This is a genomic window from Aeromonas sp. MdU4, from assembly GCF_041929505.1.
Lineage (GTDB): Bacteria > Pseudomonadota > Gammaproteobacteria > Enterobacterales > Aeromonadaceae > Aeromonas.
Genome location: NZ_JBHFMW010000031.1, coordinates 15,836 through 39,804, shown reverse-complemented (window position 1 = coordinate 39,804; position 23,969 = coordinate 15,836). Strand labels below are relative to the sequence as shown.

The window sequence follows — 23,969 nt, the reverse complement described above, 5'->3', positions numbered from 1 at the left end:
ACGACCATCTCGATAAAAGGCCACGCCCGCAAGGGGCATGGCCAGGATAATAGTGAAAGGGTGTACCTTAGTCCCGCACCGGTGGCGGAGCCAGCACATCGCGCTGACCATTGCCACCCGGCGAGCTCACGATGCCCTGATTCTCCATCTGCTCGATGAGGCGAGCGGCCCGGTTGTAACCGATCTTGAACTTGCGCTGGACGCTGGAGGTCGAGCCGCGGCGTGACTCCACCACAAAGGCGACCGCTTCGTCAAACAGGGGGTCGAGCTCTTCATCGTCACTACCGCCATATTCGCCGCTGCCACCTTCACCGCCAGATTCGCCGGAGAGGATCTCGTCGATGTAGTTCGGCTCGCCGCGCAGTTTCCAGTCCGCAACCACCTTGTGTACCTCGTGGTCATCGACAAAGGCGCCGTGCACCCGGGTCGGGTTGGAAGTACCGGCCGGCATGTAGAGCATGTCGCCCATGCCGAGCAGGGATTCGGCACCGCCCTGATCGATAATGGTACGCGAGTCGATCTTGCTAGATACCTGGAACGAAATGCGGGTCGGGATGTTGGCCTTGATAAGACCGGTAATGACATCCACCGACGGACGCTGGGTCGCCAGAATAAGGTGAATACCGGCGGCCCGCGCCTTCTGGGCAATACGGGCAATCAGCTCTTCCACCTTCTTGCCAACGATCATCATCATGTCGGCAAACTCGTCCACCACCACCACGATGTGCGGCAGTTTTTCGAGCTCCGGCGGCATCTGATCCATGGAGTCACCCGGACGCCACAGCGGGTCGAGCAGCGGCTCACCCTCTGCAATGGCAGCCAGTACCTTGTCGTTGTAGCCCTTGAGGTTACGCACCCCGACCGCCGACATCAATTTGTAGCGGCGCTCCATCTCACCCACACACCAACGCAGGGCATTGGCGGCGTCCTTCATGTCGGTTACCACCTCGGTCAGGAGATGCGGGATCCCTTCGTAGACCGAAAGTTCCAGCATCTTGGGGTCGATCATGATGAAGCGCAGATCATCGGGGGATGACTTGTAGAGCATCGAGATGATCATGGTATTCACGCCCACCGACTTACCGGAACCGGTGGTACCGGCCACCAGCAGGTGAGGCATCTTGGCCAGATTCACCACCACGGGTTCACCGGCAATGTCCTGGCCCAGGCCCATGGTGAGCGGGTTGCGGCTATCGCGGAAGGCATCGCAGTCGAGAGTCTCGCGCAGGTAAACGGTCTGGCGCACCCGGTTGGGCAGCTCGATCCCGACAAAAGTCTTGCCGGGGATCACCTCGACCACCCGCACGCTGCTAGCCGACAAAGAGCGGGCCAGATCGCGGGAGAGGTTGGTGATCTTGCTCGCCTTCATGCCGGGCGCCAGATCCAGTTCAAAGCGGGTAATAACCGGACCCGGATAGACGCCGACCACCTTGGCCTGGACGTTGTAATCGGCAAGCTTGGCCTCCACCAGACGACCCATGCGCTCCAGCTCATCCTTGCTCATCATCTGGGTCTTGGCTGGCGGACGGTCCAGCAGCTCGAGGCTCGGCAACGGCGGCAGGTTGGCCTGTACGCGGCGTTTTGGCTTGGTCGGCATGGCAACGACAGGGGCAACCGGTGCATCCTCGCCCTCGGCCCACGGCAGGTCGAGATCTTCGTCATCCTCATCATCGGCGACAGCAAGGGCACTCTGGCGACGAGTGCTGGCAGGAGCGGCCTTCTTGGCCTTGACCACCGGCGAGGGCTCGTCATCCTCATCATCAAACTGCGGGTCAAACTCGAAGGTGTCGTCGTCCAGTTCTGGCAACCACTCCTCCTTGGAACCTTTCTGGTTTTTGCCCTTGGCGCGGGGGCTCCAGTTACTGTGGGGATCGTCTTCGTCCTCATCATCCAGCTCGATGGCACCAACTCCCCCTTCAAGCAGGGGATCGGGACCTTCGTTACGAGGCTGACGCCAACCACCGGTCAACCAGCGGCCCAACGTGCCCGGGAAGTGGTAGATGGCGCTGATTGAACCGGTACAGGCGGCACCGATACGCTCGACGATGGTCAGCCAGGACCAACCGGTGAAGAGCGTGATACCGGTTGCCACAAAGCAGAGCAGCATCAGGTTGGCACCCACCCCGCCAAACAGTGGCACCACGGCAGAGGCAATCACATCCCCCACCAGACCACCAGCGGAGAAGTTCTGCAGATCGTTGAAGTTCATGCTGGCAATGGCCGACATGCCGAGCACGGTCAGGATAAAGCCGATGATCCGCACCCCTAGGGTGAGATAGTCCACATCAAGCAGACGACTCGGCCGCCAGAACAGGCTCCAGCCCAACAGCACCACCAGCGGCGGAACCAAATAGGAGAAGGCACCAAAGGTAAACATGGTGATATCGGCAAGCCAGGCACCGGCGCTGCCGGCAAGGTTCTTCACCTCCCCTTCCCACGAGGTCTGGGACCAACCGGGATCGGCGGGATGATAGGACAACAGGGCAAGCAAAAGATAAGCAGCCATCAGGGTGATGGCGATCAAGACGGCTTCGAAGATCCGTTGTGTACCTGATAAAGGAGTAAACAGCTTTTTATCGGCCAAACTCCGGCTCCTTTCTGAAAACATGTAATGCAGGAAATAAGGGGGCCTAGTATCCCTGAAAAGCCCACCGATTGTCAGCCTGTGCCTGATGGGCCGGGGCCATATTTGCAATCATCTTTACAAGAAGAAACGAGCGGACGGGCCGCTCGTTTCTGACTGTTACTGTGTCTCATATGGAAAAGATGCCACAGCATAAACTGCCTTATCGGGTGCTGATCACCAGACGGCTGCTCTGCTTGACCTCTTCCATCACCACATAGGTGCGGGTGTCGTTGACACCGGGCAAGCGTAGCAGGGTTTCCCCCAGCAGGCGGCGATACGCCGACATATCGCTTACCCGAGTCTTGAGCAGGTAGTCGAAGTCACCGGAGACCAGATGACACTCCTGGATCTCTTCAAGTACCTGAACAGCCTTGTTGAACTGTTCAAATACATCGGGCGCCCCGCGATTGAGGGTTATCTCTACGAACACCAGCAGAGATGCATCCAGATAATGAGGGTTCAGAATAGCGGCATATCCTTCGATATAACCTTGTCGCTCGAGGCGACGAACCCGTTCCAGACACGGTGTGGGACTCAGGCCAACTCGTTTGGACAACTCAACATTCGAGATCCTGCCATCCTTTTGCAGTTCATTGAGAATGTTGCGGTCAATCCTGTCCAAATCCTTTAGCCGACTCTTAGCTTCCATCATTTTATTCCATCCTTTGGCTATTTTTTGGTAAGAATCACCAGTCATTTTATAATTATGGTCACAAATCCTGTCAATACCTGAATATACTAGGCGCAAATGTTGGTTAACATTTTGGCAACATGAAACACCAATCGATAGACGAGGGATAGCATGATTATCGGTGTACCTAAAGAGATAAAAAACCATGAATACCGCGTAGGCATGGTTCCGGCCAGTGTACGTGAACTGACAGCACGAAACCATACTGTTTTCGTCCAAAGCGGTGCCGGAAACGGCATTGGCTTTAGTGATGCAGATTATATCGCTGTTGGCGCCGAAATTTTGGCCTCTGCAGCAGAGGTTTTCGCCAAGGCCGAGATGATTGTCAAGGTCAAGGAACCTCAGCCTGTCGAGTGTGCCATGCTGCGCCCGGGCCAAACCCTGTTCACCTACCTGCATCTGGCGCCAGACTTGCCCCAGACCGAAGCCCTGCTACAAAGCGGTGCTGTCTGTATCGCCTATGAGACCGTCACCGACGGCCGTGGCGGTCTGCCCCTGCTGGCCCCCATGTCGGAAGTAGCTGGGCGCATGTCTATTCAGGCTGGCGCTCAGGCACTGGAAAAATCCCGTGGCGGTAGTGGTGTGCTGCTCGGCGGTGTTCCCGGTGTCGAACCAGCCAAGGTGGTGATCATCGGCGGCGGCGTCGTCGGCTCCAATGCCGCTCGTATGGCCATCGGCCTGCGCGCGGATGTGACCATCCTCGACAACAACGTCGATACCCTGCGCCGTCTCGACAACGAGTTTCAGGGCGCGGCCAAGGTGGTCTACTCCAACAGCGAGACGTTGGAACGCCATCTGCTGGCGGCCGATCTGGTCATCGGTGGTGTGTTGGTACCGGGCGCCACTGCGCCAAAACTTGTCAGCCGTGACCACATTGCGCGCATGAAGCCTGGCTCGGCCATCGTCGACGTGGCCATCGATCAGGGCGGTTGTGTGGCCACGTCTCACGCAACCACCCATGAAGATCCCACCTTCATCGTCGATGAGGTGGTGCACTACTGCGTGGCCAACATGCCAGGGGCGGTGGCACGTACCTCGACCGTGGCGCTTAACAACGCAACCCTCCCCTTTATCATCAAGCTGGCCCAACAAGGCTACCGTGATGCCCTGTTGACAGACGTGCATCTGCGCCACGGCCTGAACGTGATGAATGGCAAGCTCACCTGCAAAGAAGTTGCCGTTGCTCATGGCCTTGCCTACACGGATCCCCTGACCCTGCTGAACTGATCCGCGCTGGCGCGAGCCAGGCAACGATGAGTAAAAATCCGCCCGCGATGGGCGGTTTTTTTATCTCCTTTATCACCCGACAGGATTGCGCGCTGATGCGGGAAGCCGATTGAAACAATCGGCTCACTGACCTTTGACCCCGGATCACGAATTACCTACAATCGCGCAAACTCATCACGTCTCGGAAATCACATCATGAGCCAAGTCACTCACAGCAAATTGCTGATCTTAGGATCAGGCCCGGCCGGTTACACTGCAGCCGTCTATGCCGCCCGCGCCAACCTCAATCCCCTGCTCATCACTGGCATGCAACAAGGTGGCCAGCTCACCACCACCACCGAGGTAGAGAACTGGCCCGGCGATCCGGAAGGCCTGACAGGTCCGGCCCTGATGGAGCGCATGAAAGCTCACGCGGAGAAGTTCGATACGCGCATTCTGTTTGATCACATCAACAGCGTCGAATTGACCCAGCGCCCGCTGCGCCTCAAAGGGGACAACGGTGAATACACCTGCGATGCCCTGATCATCGCCACCGGCGCCTCCGCCAAGTATCTGGGTCTTCCCTCTGAAGAGGCCTTCAAGGGTCGCGGCGTTTCCGCTTGTGCCACCTGCGACGGTTTCTTCTACCGCAATCAGGAAGTAGCCGTGATCGGCGGCGGCAATACCGCCGTAGAGGAAGCGCTCTATCTGGCCAACATCGCCAAAAAGGTGCACCTCATTCATCGCCGCGACGAGTTCCGCGCCGAGAAGATCCTGATCAAGCGCCTGCACGACAAGGTCGCGAGCGGCAATATCGTGCTGCACACCCACCAAACCCTGGACGAAGTACTGGGCGATCAGATGGGGGTCACCGGTGTGCGCCTGCGCAATACCCAGGACAACAGCACCAGTGAGCTGCCGCTGATGGGGGTCTTCATCGCCATCGGTCACCAGCCCAACACCCAGATCTTTGATGGCCAGCTGGAGATGCAAAACGGCTATCTGAAAGTGCGTGGAGGCCTCGACGGCTTCGCGACCCAGACCAGTATTGAAGGGGTGTTTGCCGCAGGTGACGTGGCAGATCATAACTACCGTCAAGCCATCACCTCTGCCGGTACCGGCTGCATGGCAGCCCTCGATGCAGAACGCTACCTCGACGCGCAATAAACAAGCGCAGATGTGATATAAGGCATACCAATCGGTATGCCTTTTTTATTTGCAGGAGTCTAATGAAACAGAAGATATTGATAGTCGAAGACAGCATGACCATTCGCCGCATGCTGACCCAAGCTATTGCCCAACAGACAGGCCTAGAGATCGATGCGTTTGATACCCTTGAAGGCGCCCGTCACTGCCGGGGAGAGGAGTATGTGGTCGCACTGGTGGATCTGACCTTGCCGGATGCGCCCCGTGGAGAGGCGGTGAACGAGCTGCTGGCTCGAGGTTTACCGGTAGTGATCCTCACCGCCGACATCAGCGAGGATAAACGTGCCGCCTGGCTGGAAACCGGCGTACTGGACTATGTGATGAAGGATTCGCGCCACTCGCTGCAATATGCGGTCAGTCTGGTGCACCGCCTCTATCTCAACCAATCCATCGAAGTACTGGTGGTCGATGACTCACGCACCTCCCGTCACCGCACCATGGCTCAGTTACGCAAGCAGCTGTTGCAGGTCCATGAGGCAAGCCATGCCCGTGAAGCAATGGCGCTGCTGGAGCTGCACCCGGGCATTCGACTGGCACTGGTCGACTACTACATGCCGGATATCGATGGCATCAGTCTGGTGAGGATGCTGAGAGAGCGTTACAGCAAGCAGCAACTGGCGATTATCGGAATCTCGGTCTCGGACAAACGTGGCCTTTCAGCCCGTTACCTCAAACAGGGAGCAAACGACTTTCTCAACCAACCCTTTGAACCGGAAGAGCTGCAGTGCCGGGTCAGCCACAATCTGGAAGCCATAGAGCAGTTCAACAGCATTCAGGAGTCAGCCAATCGCGACTATCTGACCGGTCTTTATAACCGGCGCTACTGGTTCAACGAAGGAGTGAAATGGTTTGAGGAGCAGCAGCGTCAGCAAACTCCCCTCACGCTCTGTGTCCTCGATGTGGATCACTTCAAACAGGTCAACGATCACTGGGGCCATACTGTCGGCGATCAGTTGCTCTGCCACCTGACCCTCCATCTGACTCAGTTCTTCCCCGATGCCATGATCGCCCGTTTTGGCGGCGAGGAGTTCGCCCTGATGGTGCCCCATTGCACCGTGCCGGTATTGAACAAGCGTCTTGAAGGGCTGCGCCAGCAGTTACGCCTGCAGCCCTTGTCATCAGAGATCCCGCTTTTTGTGCGCGCCAGCTATGGCGTAATAAGTGTCGGGCGGGTATCAATGGACGAGGCGCTAAGCGAAGCGGATCGGCTGCTTTATCAGGCCAAGAACACCGGCCGTGACAAGATAGTCTCGCAAGAGAGTGCCATCTAATTCCAAGCCCAGTCCCGTGTATTACCGCCCGCAAGACTTTCTGCCCACTCGAAAGTCTGCGGGTTATCTCCCTCTTCTGCACCTCTTCGCATCAATATTCTTAAAACGTCTTGTCGACGCGCACGCCGTCATCAAAATAGAGAATCCGGACTTTATCGCCGCTGGTGAAGACCATGGCCGGATCATAATCCTGGATCACATTGATAAGGGCATTCTGCTCGTTGCGGATCAGCAGCTCGACCAGCTTGTTTTCCACCACAGTACCTTCTGATTGATATTGCTGCGCTGCAGCCGCCCCAGCCAGCGCCCCGACAGCGGTGGCAATTTCACGGCCGTGGCCGCCACCAAACTGGTTGCCAAGCAAGCCACCCAGCACAGCCCCGCCCAACGTCTTCCAGCCAGAGTGCTCGGACTCCAGGATCTGACGTTGAGTAATATTGCGCACCGTTTCGACCTGACCAAACACCACCTGATTGACTGGTCGCGCCGTGTTGCGCTGGTAAACTTCCGCCCCGGCGGGTGCCGTGACAAAGCAGAGCAAGCTGGATACTATCAGGATAATGGCCTTCATCTATAAACCTCGTTGCCTTATGTCTCGCTATCTCACTCAACTGGATGATGAGCTTTGCTGGTTCCCGGACCCCAGCCACGCGTTGGAAGAACCCAACGGTTTACTGGCGATTGGCGGGGATCTCTCCCCTGCCAGATTGCTGGCAGCTTACCACAAGGGGATCTTCCCCTGGAATGAACCCCACCAGCCAACCCTGTGGTGGTCACCGGATCCGCGCGGGGTGATCCGCCCTGAACGGTTGCATGTGGGACGCACCTTGCAGAAGTTTATCCGTCGTACCTCATTCGATATTTCCGTCAATCACGCCTTTAATGAGGTAATCAATGCCTGCGCCGCACCTCGTCGCACTGCTGATGACACCTGGATCAGCCAACCCATGATCGAGGCTTACCAGCGGCTTCACCGTCTGGGCCATGCCCATTCGGTCGAGATCTGGCAGGAGGGAAAACTGCAAGCGGGCCTCTACGGCCTGTCGATTGGCCGGTTGTTCTGTGGTGAATCCATGTTTAGTTATATCGATAACGGCGCCAAATTGGCCATGGTAGCGCTGTGCCAGCACTTTGCCCGGCATGGTGGCGCTCTCATCGACTGCCAGATGCAAAATCCGTTTCTTGCAACCCTGGGCATCGAGGAGTGGCCAAGAGCGCGTTTTCTGGCTGAACTGGCACAGCTGCGTCACCAACCGCTGCAGGGCTCATGCTGGCAAGAGGGAGAGATCCGCTTATGTCTGAAGAAGTGATCCTCAAAGTAGGGCTCACCCCCAAGCATCCCTGCAGTTATCTGGATCATGAGCAGGAACAGTTGCTGGTGCTGATGGATCACAGCCTGCTCAATGCCAGCGGCTACGAGCGATTGTTGACCGCCGGTTTCCGCCGCAGTGGCAACGACATCTATCGTCCCCACTGCCCGGCTTGCAATGCCTGCCAATCCCTGCGTATTCATAGCGAACGATTTCGTCCAAGCCGCGGCCAGAAGCGGATACGACAGCTCAACAGGGATCTCGAGATCGTCCTGAGCTACGATGACAAGCCCGAGTATTACCAGCTCTACGAACGTTATATCCGCGAGCGCCACCACGATGGCAGCATGTATCCCCCCAACCGCAGCCAGTATCGCGGGTTTCTCCATTGTGACTGGATGCCACCGCTCTATCTGGAGATGCGCAAGGAGGGCCGCCTGGTCGGCGTAGCTACAACCGACCTGCTGCCCCACTCCATGAGCGCCATGTACACCTTCTTTGATCCGGACTATGCCGATCGTTCACTCGGTACTTTTGCCATCCTCTGCCAACTCGATCTGGCAAAACGAACCGGACGAAGCTGGCTCTATCTCGGTTATCTGGTGGAGGAGTGCCGCAAGATGAATTACAAGCGCAATTACCTCCCTCATGAGCTGTTAATTCAGGGGGAATGGAAAAATATCGACACCAAGCCCGAGTAAACTTTACACATAGCCTTAAATCCGGCATGATCCAGCGGTTTTTTGTTGTGGCTTATCAAGAGGATTCAATGGCTAAAGAAGACAGTATTGAGATGCAGGGCACTATTCTCGAAACCCTGCCCAATACCATGTTCCGTGTGGAACTGGAGAATGGTCACGTGGTTATCGCTCATATTTCAGGCAAGATGCGCAAAAACTACATTCGTATCCTGACTGGAGACAAAGTAACGGTAGCACTGACTCCCTACGATCTCTCCAAGGGACGTATTGTTTTCCGCTCTCGCTAAGCCAGGAATTCAGCAAAAAACCCCAACCTTTCGGTTGGGGTTTTTTGTCGTTTTCTGATCACTGATGCTTAGTGGGAAACAGCTTCAACATTGACCTGAAAATCAAAGCTGAGGCTGTCATTTACCAACTCAACCTTCACAATCCCCCCATCAACCAGTGAGCCGAACAGGATCTCGTTAGCCAACGGCTTCTTGAGGTGCTCCTGGATAACCCGCCCCATCGGTCGGGCACCCATTGCTCTGTCATACCCTTTCTCTGCCAGCCAGTGGCGAGCACGTTCGGACACCTCGAGAGATACCCCTTTCGCATCCAACTGCACCTGCAGCTCGACGATGAACTTGTCGACCACCTGATGAATCACCGTCATATCGAGATGGTTGAACCAGATGGTGTGATCCAGTCGATTGCGAAACTCCGGACTGAATGTCTTGTTGATCACCGCCATGGCATCGTGACTCAGATCCTGCTGCTGGAAGCCGATCGACTTGCGCTGGGTCTCCTGCACACCGGCGTTGGTAGTCATCACCAGGATCACATTGCGGAAATCAGCCTTGCGCCCGTTGTTGTCCGTCAAAGTACCGTTGTCCATCACCTGCAGCAGCAGGTTGAACACATCCGGGTGCGCTTTCTCGATCTCGTCGAGCAACACCACCGAATGAGGATGCTTGATCACCGCATCGGTCAGCAAGCCGCCCTGCTCAAAACCGACATATCCTGGAGGCGCACCAATCAGACGTGAGACGGTATGACGCTCCATATACTCGGACATATCAAAGCGCAGCATCTCCACGCCCAACGCCTTGCCAAGCTGTTGGGTAACCTCGGTCTTGCCCACTCCGGTTGGGCCAGCAAAGAGGAAGCAACCTACTGGGCGGCGCTCGTTACCTAAACCTGAGCGCGAGAGGCGAATGGCATCGGTCAGTACCTCGATCGCCTTGTCCTGACCAAAGACCACCATCTTCAGATTGCGCTCCAGGTTCTTCAGCACCTCTTTATCCGAAGAGGAGACTGATTTTTCCGGAATGCGGGCAATCTTGGCAACAATGGACTCAATTTCCTGCACATTGATCACTTTCTTGCGCTTGCTCGCGGGTAACAAGCGCTGACCAGCCCCTGCCTCATCGATCACGTCGATTGCCTTGTCCGGTAAGTGACGATCGTTGATGTACTTGGCTGACAATTCTGCCGCAGCGCGGATAGCCTTGGCGGTATAGCGCACCCCATGGTGAGCCTCGTAGCGGCTTTTGAGCCCCATCAAGATACGGGTGGTGTCATCCACGGTCGGCTCGGTGATATCGATCTTCTGGAAGCGACGGGCCAAAGCTCGGTCTTTTTCGAAGATCTGGGCATATTCCTGATAGGTGGTTGATCCGACACAGCGCAGCAAGCCATTGGAGAGCAGCGGTTTGATCAGATTGGCCGCATCCAGCTGACCACCGGAGGCAGCACCTGCACCAATGATGGTGTGGATCTCGTCGATAAAGAGGATGGCCCCTTCCTGGCGCTCAATCTGCTTGAGCAGTACCTTGAGGCGCTTCTCGAAATCACCGCGGTATTTGGTTCCTGCCAGCAGAGAGCCCATATCCAGCGAGTAGATGGTGCTACCGGCAATCACTTCAGGCACATCACCCTTGACGATGCGGTAAGCCAGACCTTCAGCAATCGCGGTCTTGCCCACTCCAGCCTCGCCCACCAGCAAAGGGTTATTCTTGCGGCGGCGGCAGAGCACCTGAATGGTACGATTGAGCTCCTGATCACGGCCAATCAGGGGATCGATGCGCCCTTCCAGCACCAACTGGTTCAGGTTGGTCGCAAAGCTCTCAATCTGGGCCGCAGAAACATCATCATCGGATTCCGGATTGTTACTGCTGACATCCGGTTTGCTATCCTTGCGCACCCCGTGAGAGAGGAAGTTAACCACATCGAGGCGACTGATCTCGGCCTTTTTCAGGAAGTAAGCGGCTTGAGACTCCTGCTCGCTGAAGATAGCGACCAGTACGTTGGCACCACTGACTTCGGTATTGCCAGAGGATTGCACATGGAAGACGGCACGTTGTAATACGCGCTGGAAGCCCAGGGTCGGTTGGGTTTCCCGATCTTCATCATCGCGCGGAATAAGCGGAGTAGTTTGGGTGATGAATGCGCGGATCTCCTTGCGCATCTGCTCGACATCGGCACCACAGGAACTCAGCGCCTCATGGGCTGAGCTGTTATCCAAAAGGGCTAACAACAGGTGCTCGACAGTCATGAATTCGTGGCGCTCGTCACGAGCCAGTTTAAAAGCCTCGTTCAGCGTCTTTTCCAGATCTTTATTCAACATAGGCACCTCCCCTAGTACAGCTACAATGTGGTGTCACACTCGCCATCAAGTCATCAGATTCAAGCCTTTTCCATAGTGCATAGCAGTGGATGTTCGTTGTTACGTGCATAGGTGTTGACCTGGACAACCTTGGTTTCGGCGATCTCTGCAGTAAACATGCCGCAGACACCCTTACCACTATAATGCACACTCAGCATGACCTGAGTCGCCTTGTCCAAATCCATACCAAAGAACTTTTGCAGCACCTCCACCACAAACTCCATCGGCGTATAATCATCGTTGTTCAACACAACCTTATACATGGGTGGCGGCTGCAGCTTGGTCTTCTCTGCTTCTGCAATCTCTTCATTAGCAAAGAGTTCTTTCTGCTTGCTCATAATCGCGCTTTGGTACCTCTAGATTACTACCGTCTAACACAAGGTTGTCAATAGACTTGTTAACCAGATCACATCAGCTGTTAACAACTCCTTGACTCGCTCAAAAGTTAGACTAGATTGGTTACTTGCTAATCTGTGTCCGTCTGCTACGGACTCATATCCCTAGTTATAATGGGCTGGCGCAGGTTACTCAACGACTTCAGGGTAATCAATAAAAGGATGTAGAAGTATGGCAACCGGCACAGTTAAGTGGTTTAACAACGCAAAAGGATTTGGGTTTATCTGTCCGGAAGGGGGCGGTGAGGATATCTTCGCTCACTACTCCACGATTCAAATGGAGGGCTACAAGACCCTGAAAGCGGGTCAGGCCGTCAATTTTGAACTGCAACAGGGGCCGAAAGGAAATCACGCTTCTGTCATTGTGCCAAACGAAGCACAAAATATGTAAAAAACACCCGTTGGATAAATAAAAAACCGGTTCCTCTGTGAGAAACCGGTTTTTTATTGTCAAAATTCTGGCGATTCGCGGCAGGATCAGATCACTGCAGTAGCATCAGCTCAGATCAGTCGTGATAGTCGTTGCAGGCGATCAGGGTGTTTTCCATCAGGCTGGCCACCGTCATCGGCCCCACCCCACCGGGTACTGGCGTAATGAAGGAGGCATGGTTGCGCGCCGTCTCAAACTCCACATCGCCGACCAGCGAGCCATCAGCCAGACGATTGATGCCCACATCGATAACCAGCGCCCCCGGCTTGATCCACTCGCCCGGAATGAAGTTGGGCTTGCCGACCGCAACCACCAGCAGATCGGCACGGCGTACCTGATCTTCCAGATCCCGGGTAAAGCGGTGACAGGTCGTGGTCGTGCAGCCCGCCAGCAACAATTCGAGGGTCATGGGACGCCCCACTATGTTGGAAGCCCCCACGACGACCGCATGCAGGCCGTGGGTCTTGACGCCGGTGGTCTCAATCAGCGTCATGATCCCTTTCGGGGTGCAGGGGCGCAGCGCCGGAATACGCTGGGCCAGACGGCCTACGTTATACGGGTGGAAGCCATCGACATCCTTGTCTGGGTGGATCCGCTCCAGCACCTGAGTGGTATCGAAGTGATCCGGCAACGGCAACTGAACCAGAATGCCATCGACATGACTGTCAGCATTCAGTTGGTCGATCAACGCCAGCAGCTCTTCCTGGCTAGCGGTGGCACTCAGATCATAAGAGCGAGAGAGGAAACCGACCTCTTCACACGCCCGGCGTTTGCTGCCAACGTAGACCTGAGAGGCAGGATCTGCCCCTACCAGAATGACTGCCAGCCCTGGAGCCCGTTTCCCTGCCGCCAACCGCTGTTGGACTTGCGCCGCGACCTGGCTGCGAATCGTTTGCGCAACCTGTTTTCCATCTATGATTTTGGCAGACATCGTTCTCCACTCACCATGTGTTCAACTGCCGCGCATTGTCGCATTTTTTTAGCAGGGATGTTAGCGGCAGACGCACGTCAGCCCTGCGGCGGGCAATAAGTAGGCACTTGAATTTACTGGGGGAAAAATACGTTGACGCTGGCCCGTACGCTTGGCTATGATGCCCGCCCGTTGTCCAGTACGACGCATGTCGATATGCTGGTCAGGGATTTTCGGTGATTAGCGCAGTCCGGTAGCGCATCTGGTTTGGGACCAGAGGGTCAAAGGTTCGAATCCTTTATCACCGACCAAGTTTATCGATTTGCCACTCAGGCGGGTCGAGAAAAGCGCCCTTAGCTCAGTCGGATAGAGCAACGGCCTTCTAAGCCGTGGGTCGCAGGTTCGAATCCTGCAGGGCGCGCCATTAATGTTCTCTTTTCCTATGTTGGGTAACGAGCATTAATGAAGATTTCAGTGGTGGCTGTAGCTCAGTTGGTAGAGTCCCGGATTGTGATTCCGGTTGTCGTGGGTTCGAGCCCCATCAGCCACCCCATTATTGTTCGATAGCAGTGACCATTCACTGCCATCGAGTTGGTGTCAGACTCTGCTCTGCACCGCGAAAAACCGGCCTCGGCCGGTTTTTTTGTGTCTGCGCTTCGCCGTTAAGCCCCCATCCCCCCAGATCGTCTGGCCTCCCTTGCCTCCCGGACTGCCGCAGTTCTTACCATTTAACCCTCTCACCCGTTGCCGAGTTCTTTATGTGGATTTCCGCCAAGGCATTGTTATGCTGGCCGGTGCCGCTTTTCTCCTGCCTCCAGATGGAGCTTTTCTATGCAACGCATTCTTTTTGTTGAAGATGATCCCGAGATTGGCCAACTCATCAGCAGCTGGCTTGGCCGCCACGACATGGAGGTGATCCTTGAGCCCAGAGGGGACATGGCACTGGCCAGAGTCGAAACCGAACAACCCGATCTGGTGCTGCTCGATATCATGTTGCCGGGACAGGATGGCATGTCCCTCTGCCGGGATCTGCGCCCACGCTTCGATGGACCCATCGTGATGTTGACCTCGCTGGACAGCGACATGAACCAGATCCTGAGTCTGGAGCTCGGAGCCAACGACTATATTCTCAAAACCACCCCGCCCCCCGTGCTACTGGCCAGACTGCGGGTGCAGTTTCGCCAGCACCAACAGACGACAATCCAGCCTGTTGCCAGCAGCAACGTGCCCCAGCAGCTGCAATTTGGCCGCTTGCACGTCGATGGTCCGGGTCGGGATGTGCGGCTTGATGGCGAAAGTATCGCTCTCTCGACCGCCGATTTTGATCTGTTGTGGGAACTCGCCTGTCACGCGGGCCAAATTCTCGGGCGGGAAGCCCTGTTTCGCAGCCTGCGTGGCCGCGAGTACGACGGCCAGGATCGCAGCATGGATGTGGCCATCTCCCGCCTGCGCCGCAAGCTCGGGGATGACACCAACAACCCGACCCGGATCAAGACGGTCCGCCAGAAAGGCTATCTCTTCGTCCCCCACGCCTGGGAATAACCACCTTCAGGGAGCATCGCCATGCGCCGTCTCTTTATCCAGTTCTATCTGTTGCTGATCGGCTGCTTTACTCTGGCGATCCTGCTGGTTGGCGTGGTCTATCAGGTCACAGCTGAACGGGCGGGTGACCGTTACCTCGAGCGGATGATGCAGGGCTCTCTGGGCCTGTTGACCGGCGAGCTGGCAAGAACCCCGCCGCAGCACTGGTCGGAGCGGCTGGCCGAGCAGAGCAGCCAGTTCACCCTCCCCCTCAAGGTCGGCGAGCTGGCAGGTCAACCGCTGGCCAGCGAGGATCAAGCCTTTCTGGCTGCCGGTAATATCGTCATCGTCGAAGAGGATGACACGTTCCTGCAACGCATCCCGGATACCGATCAGGTACTGATCGTCGGTCCGGTGCCCTATCTCTCCTATCTGCACGAGCTGCATTGGGTCGATGTGGGACTACTGCTGCTCATTGGCCTCTCCCTCGGACTCCCTATCCTGCTCTGGCTGCGTCCCCACTGGCGTGGCCTGCAGCAACTGGAGCAGACTGCGCGCCGGGTGGGCGATGGCGATCTCTCCTGCCGTACCGACCTGCCTGCTGGCAGCAGCCTGGCCCGGGTCGGCCGCACCTTTGATCAGATGACCGCCCAATTGCAAGCCATGCTCGCCAGCCGCAAGCAGCTCACTGACGCCATCGCTCACGAACTGCGAACTCCGCTGGTCAGGTTGCGCTATCGACTCGCCATGCTGGATCCCCAACCCTCACAGGCAGAGCAGCTGGCACTGGAGCGGGATCTGGGGGCGCTGGACTCCCTTATCGAAGAGATGTTGACCTACGCCAGGCTGGATCGGCCAGAACTGCCTTTGCAACGAGATGATCTGGAGCTGGCCAGCTGGGCGCAGCACCACCTCGGTGACTGGCAGGCATTGCGGCCGGAGAAGCGGCTGAACCTCGTGCTACCCGCCATCAAGATGCCCTGGTGTGGCGATCAACGTCTGCTGACGCGGGCGGTTGAGAATCTCATCGGCAACGCCTTGCGCTACGCCGGGCAGCAGGTCACCTTGTCCATCTCTCGCTTGCAAGAGAACTATCTGCTGGAGGTGAGCGACGACGGGCCAGGCATCGACCCCGCGCTCGCACCTCAGATCTTCGAGCCATTTGTCCGCCTTGATCAGAGCAGGGATCGCCGCACCGGTGGCACCGGTCTGGGGCTCGCCATCGTGCGCAGTATTGTCCGCCATCATGGGGGCGATGTATCGCTGCTGGCCAGTGACCACGGTGCCCGCTTCTGCATCACCCTGCCTGTACATTTGGATACAAACCGTCACCAACCACTCACTGAAGCACGGCCGCAACAGTCATAGGATGAAGTCATGGAGAAACGCTCCATATCACCAATCCGAATAAGGAAATTGAACATGAAAAAAATTATCCCCCTGACTCTGGCTGCCGTCTTCGCCCTGACTTCCGGTTTCACCATGGCTGCCACTCCGACCAAAGCGGCAGCACCGCAAGCGACCCAGACCAAAGTGGTGAAAAAACACCATAAAACCACCCACGCCAAAACCCCTGCCGTCAAAGTCGCGCCGAAAACCAAGTGATCCAACCGATCACTGGATAGCACAGAGGGAGGCTGATGCCTCCCTTTCCATATCTTCCCGATATTTTCCTGACGAGCGCCTCACTCGTCCAAACCGGATCCACGACACGCCTCCCCCTTGCGGGAAGCGGTCAATGACCACAGGAACATGGCATGTGGCGTCATCTACTTAAATGGCTAGGCCCCCTCTGCAGCTTGCTGCTGCTGGGCACTGCGCTGACCGTGCTCTATCACCTGACTCACTCCTGGCACTGGCATGACATTCGTATCGCAGTCTGGTCGCAGCCGCTCCCCCTGCTGGCCACCGCGCTGCTATTGACCCTGTTCAGCTATGGCTGTCTCTGTTGCTACGACCTGCTGGCCCTCCATGCGCTGGGCAAGCGACTTCCCTGGCAGCAAGTGGGTGTGACCTCGTTTATCGCCTACACCTTCTCCAATACCCTTGGCTTTGCCCTGCTGACCGGCACCTCGGTACGCTACCGTATCTACTCCAGCCTGGGTCTTGCCACCGGCGAAGTGGCCCGAGTGGTGTTGTTCTGCTCCATCACCTTCTTCCTCGGCTTGCTGGCCTGGGGCGGTAGTGCCCTGCTGACCAGCGATGTCTCACAATTACTGCCGGACTGGCCGCACTGGGCAGATACCTTGCTCAATCTGGCTGGCACCATGGCGCTGCTGCTGGTGGTGACTTATCTCTGCTGGCCCTGGCCACGCCTCTCCTGGCGGAAGCACTCGCTGACCCTGCCCAGCGTCAAAGTACGCTTGCTGCAACTGCTGGTTGCCCTGATCGACTGGATGGCCGCAGCCGCAGTGCTCTTTGTCCTGCTACCAGCCGAGAGCGTCCCCTACCCTGTGCTGCTCAGTGCCTTCGTTCTGGCCAGCTTTCTCGGCGTACTGGCCCACGTGCCAGGCGGGATCGGGGTATTCGAAGCGAGCATGAGTCTGCTGTTGGCCCACTATCTGCCGGTCGACAAATTGCTCGCCTCGCTGCTGCTCTATCGCTGCATTTACTACGTGCTCCCCTTCCTCTGCGCCCTGCTGCTCTTTACCAGTCAGGAGATGTTGCAGCAGAAGGCGCGCTGGCAGCGACTGCAGGAGATCATGAGTGCGGTGCGCGAGTTTCTGCCCGCCCTCATCAGCCTGGGCACCTTTGCCGCAGGCAGCCTGCTGCTCTGCTCGGGCATGATCCCGACCATGCGCAGCCGTATCGAAACGCTGCTGCAGGTGCTGCCACTCCATCTGCTGGAGCTCTCCCACGTGCTCGGCAGCGTGAGCGGGGTGTTGTTGATCTTGCTGGCTCGCAGCCTCTATCGCCGCCACGATGCCGCCTTTCGCATCACCCAGTTACTGCTGTTACTGGGCATGGCCTTCTCCCTGCTCAAGGGGGGAGACTGGGAGTCCGCCCTGCTGCTCGGTGGCTTTCTGCTGATCATGAGCCCCTGCCGCCCGCTCTTCTATCGCAAGGGCTCCCTGCTCCATGCCCAATTTACCCCGGGCTGGCTCATCTCGGTCGGGGCGGTATTGCTGGGCGCGCTCTGGTTGCTGCTCTTCTCCTACCGTCAGGTGGAGTATGACCACGCCCTCTGGTTTCACTTCTCGCCTCACGGTGGTGCTGCCCGCGGTCTGCGCGCCATGGGTAGCGTGGTGGCCGTGCTGGCGGTGGTCGGCGTTGCCCAGTTGCTGGCGCCGCTGCGGGTCGTCGGCAACAAGCCGGATAAAGAGGAGCTGGCACGCGCCCATGCGCTGGTGGTTCGCAACGGCGGGGGTCACGGCTATCTGGCCCAGCTGAAAGATAAATGCCTGCTGTTTCACCCCGCTGGCGACGCATTTTTGATGTATGGCATTGAGGGCAACAGCTGGATCGTAATGGGTGATCCGATTGGCCGCCCGGAGCTGGTCGAAGAACTGCTCTGGCAATTTCGCGAGCGCTGTGACGAGCACGATGCCAATCCGGTTTTCTATCAGGTCTCGGCCCGCTATCTTCCGCTCTATCTGGAGCTGGGGCTGATCCCGTTCAAACTCGGCGAAGAGGCGATGGTGGATCTGGCCACCTTCGATCTGGCGGGCAGCCGGTTACGCAACCTGCGCCAGAGCCACACCAAGGGCAAACGGGAAGGGCTGACCTTCGAGGTCGTGGATGCCACTGCCGTTGCCCCCCTGCTACCGCGGCTGCACGCCGTCTCCGATGCCTGGATGCAGAACAAAATGGGCAAAGAGAAGGGCTTTTCGGTGGGCCGGTTCGATCCCGACTACCTCACCCTCAGCCCGGCAGCACTGGTGATGCACGAGGGGCAGATCGTCGGCTTTGCCAACCTCTGGGTAAGCGACAACAAAGAGAGTCTCTCCATCGATCTGATGCGCTACAGCCTCGATACCGGCACCGCCCCCATCATGGATTTTCTGTTTGTCGAACTGCTGCTCTGGGGCAAGGCACAAGGGTATACCAGCTTCAATCTGGGGATGGCCCCCATGTCCGGCTTCAACGATCACCCGCTCGGCAGCTACTGGGATCGCCTTGGCAACACCCTGTTTATGCGGGGCAGCCGTTTTTACAACTTTCAGGGGCTCAGACGCTACAAAGAAAAATTTTCGCCCCACTGGGAGCCACGCTACCTGCTCTGCAGCAGCAAACTGGTGCTGCCCAGAACCCTGACTCACCTGATCACCCTGATTAGCCGCGGCCCGCTGGGGCTGATCAAGAAATAGGAGCATGGCCAATGAGAGCCTTGATTTTGCTGTTACTTAGTCTCGTCCTGCCCATCTCGTCATTTACGGTGCAGGCCGCCTCGGTCAAAGATGATCTGAGCCTGATTGAACTGCCGGTTGCCCACCCCTCCGACGCCCCCATGGTGGTCTTTCTCAGCGGCGATGGGGGCTGGGCTGCCCTCGACAAGGGGTTGAGCGCCCAGTTGCAACAACACGACATGCCGGTGGTAGGCTGGAGTTCTCTCACTTACTACTGGAAGAAGAAAACCCCGGAGCAGGTGACCGCTGATCTGGAGCGGATCCTCGATGATTATCAGTCCCGCTGGCAACGCCCGCGCTGGGCACTGGTCGGGTTCTCGTTTGGGGCAGAGATAGTCCCCTTCGTCATCAACCGGTTGCCGGAACGCTACCGCCAGACGCTGGTGGGCGCCGTCATGCTCTCTCCGTCCACCAGTTCGGACTTCGAGATCCACGTCAGCGACATGCTCACCCACAAAGCCCGCAGCTACCCGACCGAACCCCAGGTAAAAACTATCCGGGGGGTACCGATGCTCTGCCTGCAAGGTGCCGATGACGATGACAACGACCGGCTCTGTCCCCGCCTAAACCAGCCCAATGTCACTACTGTGACCCTGCTGGGGGGACACCACTTTGAAGATGACTACCCGCAGCTCTATCAGGCCATTACCAAACACCTGACCCTGATCACCCCCTGATCGGCCACCATGAACAGGGGCGGCACCTGGCCGCCCCTTTGCGCTATCTGACATGTGACACGCACAGTCCGAACAGCCCCTTACCACCAGCCAAGCAGATTGCGACCTACCAGAGCCCCCCACACCAGCACATTGAGTGCCAACGCGATAAAGACGGCGGCGGAGCCCATATCCTTGGCCCGACCCGACAGCTCGTGGTGCTCCGGACCAATCCGGTCGACCACCGCTTCGATGGCGGAGTTGAGGATCTCGACCATCACTACCAACCAGCTGATAACGATCAGCAGCAAGATCTGGTTAAGCCCATCCCCCACCAGGAACGCCAGCGGCATCAGCAGCACAATAAGCAGCAGCTCCTGGCGGAATGCGGCTTCATGCTGCCAAGCCGAGGTGAGCCCTTTCATGCTGTAGTGGGTCGCATGAATGATGCGAGTCAGCCCTGTTACACCGGGTTTGGCCATGTTCTCTTCCTCTTTATCATGATTGTCACGCCCCCTGCCGTATAGGGAGGCTGAACGCTAGTAGGGTTTTATCGTGACAAATTAAACAAAAATGGCGAAAAAAAGGGGCGCTCAAGCGCCCCGAATAAGGGTTTATTGCACGGTTCGACACTGGCTGAAGATATCAAGCCCCTGATCATAAACCGCCGTTTTGACATCCCAGATCCCCAGCACAGAGGAGAAGAGGTTGTCGTGGGAGTAACGGGTATCACTGGCCTTCTGCTGCAGGCAGCTCATGTCCAGCCCCTTCTCCTGGGAGAAACCGGGGGACATCCAGACCTGCATCGGCACCCGGGTCTGATCATCGGGGGCAAACTTGTAGGGAGTACCGTGCAGATAGAGCCCCAGCGCCCCCAGCGATTCGCCGTGATCGGAGACATAGATCAGCGCCGTGTTGTACTTCGCTTCATAAGTTTTCAGCTTGGCGATCAGCTCTGCGATCACGAAATCGGTGTAACGAATGGTGTTGTCATAGGTATTGACCAACTCCTCGTCCGTGCAGTTTTCGATGTCGCTGCGCGGACAATCCGGCAAGAACTGGCGATGGGCATCGGGATAGCGCTTGTAGTAGGTCGGGCCATGGCTGCCGATCAGGTGGAAGCCGACCAGCTTGTCCCCTTTCATCTGCGCCACTTCATCATCAAGGTTTTGCAGCACCACTTCGTCAAAACAGGTGTTTTTATCGCAGAGCTGGGGATGATCTTTGGGCTGGATCTCGATATTGGGCACCCGATCGCACACCCCTTTACAGCCGCCATCGTTCTCTTTCCAGAACACCGAAACACCGGTTTTTTGCAACACATCCAGCAGCCCCTCGCTATTGCGAGCTCGGTTATCGTCAAACTCCTTGCGTCCCATGTTGGAGAACATGCAGGGCACCGACACCGCTGTGGCCGTGCCGCATGAACGCACATCCTTGAACGAGATGACATCCCCGGCCTTGCTGGTAAAGGGGTTGGTCTCTTTCTCATAACCGTTCATGGAGAAGTTCTTGCCGCGCGCCGTCTCCCCTACCACCAAAAACATCAGGGTCGGTTTATCCTCTTGCGCCACCCGCTTGGCATCATCGCCCAGTGTGGTAAAGGGGATAGGCTCTGCCAGGTAACGTTTATAGAGATACTTGGTGGTGCCGTACACAAAGTTGGCTGGCACTATCTCACGATTGAGGTTCTGGTTATTACGCCCGACGGAGACATAATCCTGATAGTACAACGCCGCTATGATCCCCACGACCGCAAGGGATGCCGCCATGGAGAGGCCGCGCTGGAACAGACCCTGATACCACTTCTTCGGATACTCAATCCGGACAAAAAAGAGCAATACCGCAGGCACAACCCCGGCCAGCAGCACCCAGGCAACGATGGGCAAACTGATATAGGAGTAAGCCTCGCTCTGGTTGGTCTCGAAAATGTTCTGGATCATGTCGCGATCAAACAAGACGCCATACTTCAGCATGGTGTAACTGACGATAGAGCCGGTTACCAAGAGAAAGGCGAAGAACGGCTTGAGCAGATAGCGCACTGAAAACGGCATAAAGACGAAATTCAGTGCCGCCACCAGCAGGACAGGAATGGATATGGCGAAGCCAATCTTGAAGTGTTCCAGATTGGAGAGGATCTCATAAAAGTGGAGCAATATCGGCCAATTCAGCAGAAAGGCAAACACCAACGCCAACAATAAAATAAATGGCACAACTCTTATTTTAACAACTGAAGGCATGAATTCTCCCTGAGAGGTATTTTAAACATTGATTAGGTATTCCATCCCAGCGAGGGATAGTACCAGAGCTGGATGAGGACAAAACCCGCCATTTGTAATGGCGCGTTACATTGTGACCTACGTCAACAATCTGGAGTGCGGCGCAAGGGTACGCCTTGAACCTTAAGAAAAAATTAAGAAGAGATGCCTGCAATGCAGGTTGTCATCTGGTTAAAAAACGTTTTCTTGTCAGTATTTTACCGGGCTTAAGCATTTCTTAAGAAATCACCGACATGCTGATTTCGACGGATCGTCGTCAAATCACAGGATGGGTGGACTATGCAGAACAGTGTCAACGCTTCAGTCAGCAAGGTGCCAGAGATCACCCTGGCATTCTGGATTATCAAAATACTGGCAACCACACTCGGTGAAACCGGTGGCGATGCCGTCTCCATGTCGATGGACCTTGGCTATCTGCTGAGTACCGCTATTTTTGCCGTTATCTTCGTTATCGCCGTCAGTGCACAAATTTCAGCCCGCAGTTATCACCCCGCCCTCTATTGGACCACCATCATTGCCACCACCACCGTCGGCACCACCCTGGCCGATTTTGCCGACCGATCGCTCGGGCTGGGTTACGCAGGAGGATCAACCCTGCTGTCTATTCTGCTGATGGGCTCTTTTTTCGTCTGGTATAAATTTCAAGGTGGCGTCTCCACGGGCAATATCAATGCCCCCCGCACAGAGATGTTCTACTGGATCACCATCATGTTCTCCCAAACGCTGGGGACCGCGTTGGGTGACTGGGTCGCCGATGATGGCGGGTTTGGCTACACCGGCAGCATGCTGCTGTTTGGTGCCATCTTGCTGGCCATCGTCGTCACCTACCTGTTGACCTCGATGTCGCGCACCCTGCTGTTTTGGGCCGCATTTATCATGACAAGACCGCTGGGCGCCGTGGTCGGTGATTTCCTCGATAAACCACTGGGAAGTGGCGGGCTGGAATTGAGCCGTTATGCCGCCTCGTTCAGTTTGCTGGCAGCCATCGCACTGCTGGTCTCGCTAGCGACCATTAAAAACAGAATCGCGGTGCAGCAAAAACTGGACACTGAATAATCAACCGAGGGCACAAACAGCGCTGTCACTGTTTGTGCCCATCGCAATGGCAGGGAGAAAATAATGAACAACAACAATGAAATCAAAGTATGGGATATCGTGGTCAGACTCTTTCACTGGGGCACGGTACTACTATGCGTGCTCAACCTGTTTATTCTCGAAGAGGGGGAGCGTAATCACCGCTATGTCGGATACACCCTGGCAGGATTGCTGGTTATTCGTATCGTATGGGGATTTGCAGGCTCTCACTATGCAAAATTCAGCCAGTGGTTTCCGACCCCGGGCCGGGTTATCGGTTATCTGCAAGCCACTCTGAAAGGTGAACACCCCTATTATGCGGGGCACAATCCGGTCGGCTCCCTGATGATTATTCTGTTGCTGACCTGCCTGGTGGGCACCGCAGTGACCGGTATTCTGACCAACTATGAGGAGTTTTTTGGCGAGGATGTGATGGAAGGCATCCATGAACTCTTTGCCAAGGCACTGGAAATCGCGATCTTTATCCATGTCATCGCCGTTATCGTGATTGACCGCCTCACCCATGGCGACTTGATCAGAGCCATGCTCACGGGCAAAAAGCGGTTACCGGATAACTGTGACATCGCTGACAAACAGTAAACCGCGAGGCGTTGCCACCATTATCCCCAATACCGGCAACCCGGTGCGCAAACGCAAAAACCCGACTTGAAGGTCGGGTTTTTAACTGACAGACACAACC

General features: G+C 56.5%; 22 protein-coding genes and 3 tRNA genes. 17 read left to right on the top strand and 8 right to left on the bottom strand.

Annotation, left to right across the window (positions count from 1 at the left end):
- Window positions 1–67: 67 nt before the first annotated feature.
- Together ACE1BR_RS18665 and lrp are read right to left on the bottom strand one after the other, a co-directional pair.
- Window positions 68–2,584 (bottom strand): DNA translocase FtsK 4TM domain-containing protein, encoded by a 2,517-nt coding sequence (locus ACE1BR_RS18665; RefSeq protein ID WP_374872922.1) that lies wholly within the window; start codon window positions 2,582–2,584, stop codon window positions 68–70.
- 202 nt (window positions 2,585–2,786) lie between these two features.
- Complete coding sequence (gene lrp, locus ACE1BR_RS18660; protein WP_005300047.1) at window positions 2,787–3,278, bottom strand: leucine-responsive transcriptional regulator Lrp; 492 nt, start codon at window positions 3,276–3,278, stop codon at window positions 2,787–2,789.
- 150 nt (window positions 3,279–3,428) lie between these two features.
- Between lrp and ald the strand changes: the two genes are divergently transcribed.
- The 3 genes from ald to ACE1BR_RS18645 all read left to right on the top strand — a co-directional run bounded on the left by ald (window position 3,429) and on the right by ACE1BR_RS18645 (window position 7,000).
- Window positions 3,429–4,544: an alanine dehydrogenase gene (gene ald, locus ACE1BR_RS18655; protein WP_374872920.1), complete on the top strand. Its 1,116-nt coding sequence runs from the start codon at window positions 3,429–3,431 to the stop codon at window positions 4,542–4,544.
- Window positions 4,545–4,739: 195 nt separating this feature from the next.
- Entirely contained in the window at window positions 4,740–5,690 is a 951-nt protein-coding gene (gene trxB, locus ACE1BR_RS18650) for a thioredoxin-disulfide reductase (protein WP_374872918.1), read from the top strand.
- 62 nt (window positions 5,691–5,752) lie between these two features.
- Window positions 5,753–7,000, top strand: a complete 1,248-nt coding sequence (locus ACE1BR_RS18645; RefSeq protein WP_374872916.1) for a diguanylate cyclase domain-containing protein — start codon at window positions 5,753–5,755, stop codon at window positions 6,998–7,000.
- Window positions 7,001–7,100: 100 nt separating this feature from the next.
- Here the strand turns inward: ACE1BR_RS18645 and ACE1BR_RS18640 are convergent, their stop codons facing one another.
- Window positions 7,101–7,571 (bottom strand): glycine zipper 2TM domain-containing protein, encoded by a 471-nt coding sequence (locus ACE1BR_RS18640; RefSeq protein WP_182970877.1) that lies wholly within the window; start codon window positions 7,569–7,571, stop codon window positions 7,101–7,103.
- A gap of 19 nt (window positions 7,572–7,590) precedes the next feature.
- Between ACE1BR_RS18640 and aat the strand changes: the two genes are divergently transcribed.
- The 3 genes from aat to infA all read left to right on the top strand — a co-directional run bounded on the left by aat (window position 7,591) and on the right by infA (window position 9,298).
- Window positions 7,591–8,310 (top strand): leucyl/phenylalanyl-tRNA--protein transferase, encoded by a 720-nt coding sequence (gene aat, locus ACE1BR_RS18635; RefSeq protein ID WP_374872913.1) that lies wholly within the window; start codon window positions 7,591–7,593, stop codon window positions 8,308–8,310.
- On the top strand, window positions 8,295–9,011 hold the full coding sequence (locus tag ACE1BR_RS18630) for an arginyltransferase (RefSeq protein WP_374872911.1): 717 nt from the start codon (window positions 8,295–8,297) through the stop codon (window positions 9,009–9,011). Before aat ends, ACE1BR_RS18630 begins: the two co-directional genes overlap by 16 nt.
- Before the next feature lie 68 nt (window positions 9,012–9,079).
- Window positions 9,080–9,298 (top strand): translation initiation factor IF-1, encoded by a 219-nt coding sequence (gene infA / locus ACE1BR_RS18625; protein WP_005300033.1) that lies wholly within the window; start codon window positions 9,080–9,082, stop codon window positions 9,296–9,298.
- 68 nt (window positions 9,299–9,366) lie between these two features.
- Here infA and clpA read toward each other — a convergent pair whose 3' ends face one another.
- A complete protein-coding gene (clpA, locus tag ACE1BR_RS18620) occupies window positions 9,367–11,619 on the bottom strand; it encodes an ATP-dependent Clp protease ATP-binding subunit ClpA (protein ID WP_374872909.1) in 2,253 nt (750 codons plus the stop codon).
- A gap of 59 nt (window positions 11,620–11,678) precedes the next feature.
- Window positions 11,679–11,996: an ATP-dependent Clp protease adapter ClpS gene (clpS, locus tag ACE1BR_RS18615; protein ID WP_005337111.1), complete on the bottom strand. Its 318-nt coding sequence runs from the start codon at window positions 11,994–11,996 to the stop codon at window positions 11,679–11,681.
- A gap of 229 nt (window positions 11,997–12,225) precedes the next feature.
- Between clpS and cspD the strand changes: the two genes are divergently transcribed.
- On the top strand, window positions 12,226–12,444 hold the full coding sequence (gene cspD / locus ACE1BR_RS18610) for a cold shock-like protein CspD (protein WP_005300025.1): 219 nt from the start codon (window positions 12,226–12,228) through the stop codon (window positions 12,442–12,444).
- Window positions 12,445–12,559: 115 nt separating this feature from the next.
- Here the strand turns inward: cspD and folD are convergent, their stop codons facing one another.
- Window positions 12,560–13,414: a bifunctional methylenetetrahydrofolate dehydrogenase/methenyltetrahydrofolate cyclohydrolase FolD gene (folD, locus tag ACE1BR_RS18605; protein ID WP_374872907.1), complete on the bottom strand. Its 855-nt coding sequence runs from the start codon at window positions 13,412–13,414 to the stop codon at window positions 12,560–12,562.
- 213 nt (window positions 13,415–13,627) lie between these two features.
- Here folD and ACE1BR_RS18600 point away from each other — a divergent pair.
- The 8 genes from ACE1BR_RS18600 (at window position 13,628) to ACE1BR_RS18565 (ending at window position 19,937) form a co-directional block, all read left to right on the top strand.
- A tRNA-Pro gene (locus ACE1BR_RS18600) sits at window positions 13,628–13,704 on the top strand.
- 36 nt (window positions 13,705–13,740) lie between these two features.
- Window positions 13,741–13,817, top strand: a tRNA-Arg gene (locus ACE1BR_RS18595).
- A 53-nt stretch (window positions 13,818–13,870) separates the two neighbouring features.
- Window positions 13,871–13,946 (top strand) — tRNA-His (locus ACE1BR_RS18590).
- Window positions 13,947–14,224: 278 nt separating this feature from the next.
- The gene (gene rstA / locus ACE1BR_RS18585; protein WP_374872905.1) at window positions 14,225–14,935 is read left to right on the top strand and encodes a two-component system response regulator RstA; all 711 of its coding nucleotides are present in this window, start codon (window positions 14,225–14,227) and stop codon (window positions 14,933–14,935) included.
- Between the two features lie 21 nt (window positions 14,936–14,956).
- Complete coding sequence (gene rstB / locus ACE1BR_RS18580; RefSeq protein ID WP_374872903.1) at window positions 14,957–16,282, top strand: two-component system sensor histidine kinase RstB; 1,326 nt, start codon at window positions 14,957–14,959, stop codon at window positions 16,280–16,282.
- 54 nt (window positions 16,283–16,336) lie between these two features.
- On the top strand, window positions 16,337–16,519 hold the full coding sequence (locus ACE1BR_RS18575; RefSeq protein ID WP_042021685.1) for a hypothetical protein: 183 nt from the start codon (window positions 16,337–16,339) through the stop codon (window positions 16,517–16,519).
- Between the two features lie 152 nt (window positions 16,520–16,671).
- Window positions 16,672–19,221, top strand: coding sequence for a bifunctional lysylphosphatidylglycerol flippase/synthetase MprF (gene mprF / locus ACE1BR_RS18570; protein WP_374872900.1), 2,550 nt, complete (start codon window positions 16,672–16,674; stop codon window positions 19,219–19,221).
- Between the two features lie 11 nt (window positions 19,222–19,232).
- On the top strand, window positions 19,233–19,937 hold the full coding sequence (locus tag ACE1BR_RS18565) for an AcvB/VirJ family lysyl-phosphatidylglycerol hydrolase (RefSeq protein ID WP_374872898.1): 705 nt from the start codon (window positions 19,233–19,235) through the stop codon (window positions 19,935–19,937).
- Between the two features lie 80 nt (window positions 19,938–20,017).
- On the opposite strand, the gene ACE1BR_RS18560 is transcribed toward ACE1BR_RS18565, so the two are convergent.
- Together ACE1BR_RS18560 and ACE1BR_RS18555 are read right to left on the bottom strand one after the other, a co-directional pair.
- Complete coding sequence (locus ACE1BR_RS18560) at window positions 20,018–20,398, bottom strand: diacylglycerol kinase (RefSeq protein WP_374872896.1); 381 nt, start codon at window positions 20,396–20,398, stop codon at window positions 20,018–20,020.
- Window positions 20,399–20,530: 132 nt separating this feature from the next.
- Entirely contained in the window at window positions 20,531–22,156 is a 1,626-nt protein-coding gene (locus ACE1BR_RS18555; protein WP_374872894.1) for an MCR-3-related phosphoethanolamine--lipid A transferase, read from the bottom strand.
- A gap of 318 nt (window positions 22,157–22,474) precedes the next feature.
- On the opposite strand from ACE1BR_RS18555, the gene ACE1BR_RS18550 reads away from it, so the two are divergent.
- Entirely contained in the window at window positions 22,475–23,251 is a 777-nt protein-coding gene (locus tag ACE1BR_RS18550) for a hypothetical protein (protein ID WP_374872892.1), read from the top strand.
- A 63-nt stretch (window positions 23,252–23,314) separates the two neighbouring features.
- Window positions 23,315–23,869, top strand: a complete 555-nt coding sequence (locus ACE1BR_RS18545; RefSeq protein ID WP_374872890.1) for a cytochrome b/b6 domain-containing protein — start codon at window positions 23,315–23,317, stop codon at window positions 23,867–23,869.
- Window positions 23,870–23,969 lie beyond the last annotated feature (100 nt).

What these genes read in the sequence shown, in the direction of transcription:
- cspD (WP_005300025.1), top strand. Translation starts at nt 12,226, where the DNA reads ATGGCAACCGGCACAGTTAAGTGGTTTAACAACGCAAAAGGATTTGGG.
- aat (WP_374872913.1), top strand. Translation starts at nt 7,591, where the DNA reads ATGTCTCGCTATCTCACTCAACTGGATGATGAGCTTTGCTGGTTCCCG.
- folD (WP_374872907.1), bottom strand. Translation starts at nt 13,414, where the DNA reads ATGTCTGCCAAAATCATAGATGGAAAACAGGTTGCGCAAACGATTCGC.
- trxB (WP_374872918.1), top strand. Translation starts at nt 4,740, where the DNA reads ATGAGCCAAGTCACTCACAGCAAATTGCTGATCTTAGGATCAGGCCCG.
- mprF (WP_374872900.1), top strand. Translation starts at nt 16,672, where the DNA reads ATGTGGCGTCATCTACTTAAATGGCTAGGCCCCCTCTGCAGCTTGCTG.
- ACE1BR_RS18545 (WP_374872890.1), top strand. Translation starts at nt 23,315, where the DNA reads ATGAACAACAACAATGAAATCAAAGTATGGGATATCGTGGTCAGACTC.
- ACE1BR_RS18630 (WP_374872911.1), top strand. Translation starts at nt 8,295, where the DNA reads ATGTCTGAAGAAGTGATCCTCAAAGTAGGGCTCACCCCCAAGCATCCC.
- ACE1BR_RS18640 (WP_182970877.1), bottom strand. Translation starts at nt 7,571, where the DNA reads ATGAAGGCCATTATCCTGATAGTATCCAGCTTGCTCTGCTTTGTCACG.
- ACE1BR_RS18645 (WP_374872916.1), top strand. Translation starts at nt 5,753, where the DNA reads ATGAAACAGAAGATATTGATAGTCGAAGACAGCATGACCATTCGCCGC.
- lrp (WP_005300047.1), bottom strand. Translation starts at nt 3,278, where the DNA reads ATGATGGAAGCTAAGAGTCGGCTAAAGGATTTGGACAGGATTGACCGC.
- ACE1BR_RS18555 (WP_374872894.1), bottom strand. Translation starts at nt 22,156, where the DNA reads ATGCCTTCAGTTGTTAAAATAAGAGTTGTGCCATTTATTTTATTGTTG.
- ACE1BR_RS18565 (WP_374872898.1), top strand. Translation starts at nt 19,233, where the DNA reads ATGAGAGCCTTGATTTTGCTGTTACTTAGTCTCGTCCTGCCCATCTCG.
- clpA (WP_374872909.1), bottom strand. Translation starts at nt 11,619, where the DNA reads ATGTTGAATAAAGATCTGGAAAAGACGCTGAACGAGGCTTTTAAACTG.
- ACE1BR_RS18550 (WP_374872892.1), top strand. Translation starts at nt 22,475, where the DNA reads ATGCAGAACAGTGTCAACGCTTCAGTCAGCAAGGTGCCAGAGATCACC.
- clpS (WP_005337111.1), bottom strand. Translation starts at nt 11,996, where the DNA reads ATGAGCAAGCAGAAAGAACTCTTTGCTAATGAAGAGATTGCAGAAGCA.
- ACE1BR_RS18560 (WP_374872896.1), bottom strand. Translation starts at nt 20,398, where the DNA reads ATGGCCAAACCCGGTGTAACAGGGCTGACTCGCATCATTCATGCGACC.
- ACE1BR_RS18575 (WP_042021685.1), top strand. Translation starts at nt 16,337, where the DNA reads ATGAAAAAAATTATCCCCCTGACTCTGGCTGCCGTCTTCGCCCTGACT.
- rstA (WP_374872905.1), top strand. Translation starts at nt 14,225, where the DNA reads ATGCAACGCATTCTTTTTGTTGAAGATGATCCCGAGATTGGCCAACTC.
- ald (WP_374872920.1), top strand. Translation starts at nt 3,429, where the DNA reads ATGATTATCGGTGTACCTAAAGAGATAAAAAACCATGAATACCGCGTA.
- rstB (WP_374872903.1), top strand. Translation starts at nt 14,957, where the DNA reads ATGCGCCGTCTCTTTATCCAGTTCTATCTGTTGCTGATCGGCTGCTTT.
- infA (WP_005300033.1), top strand. Translation starts at nt 9,080, where the DNA reads ATGGCTAAAGAAGACAGTATTGAGATGCAGGGCACTATTCTCGAAACC.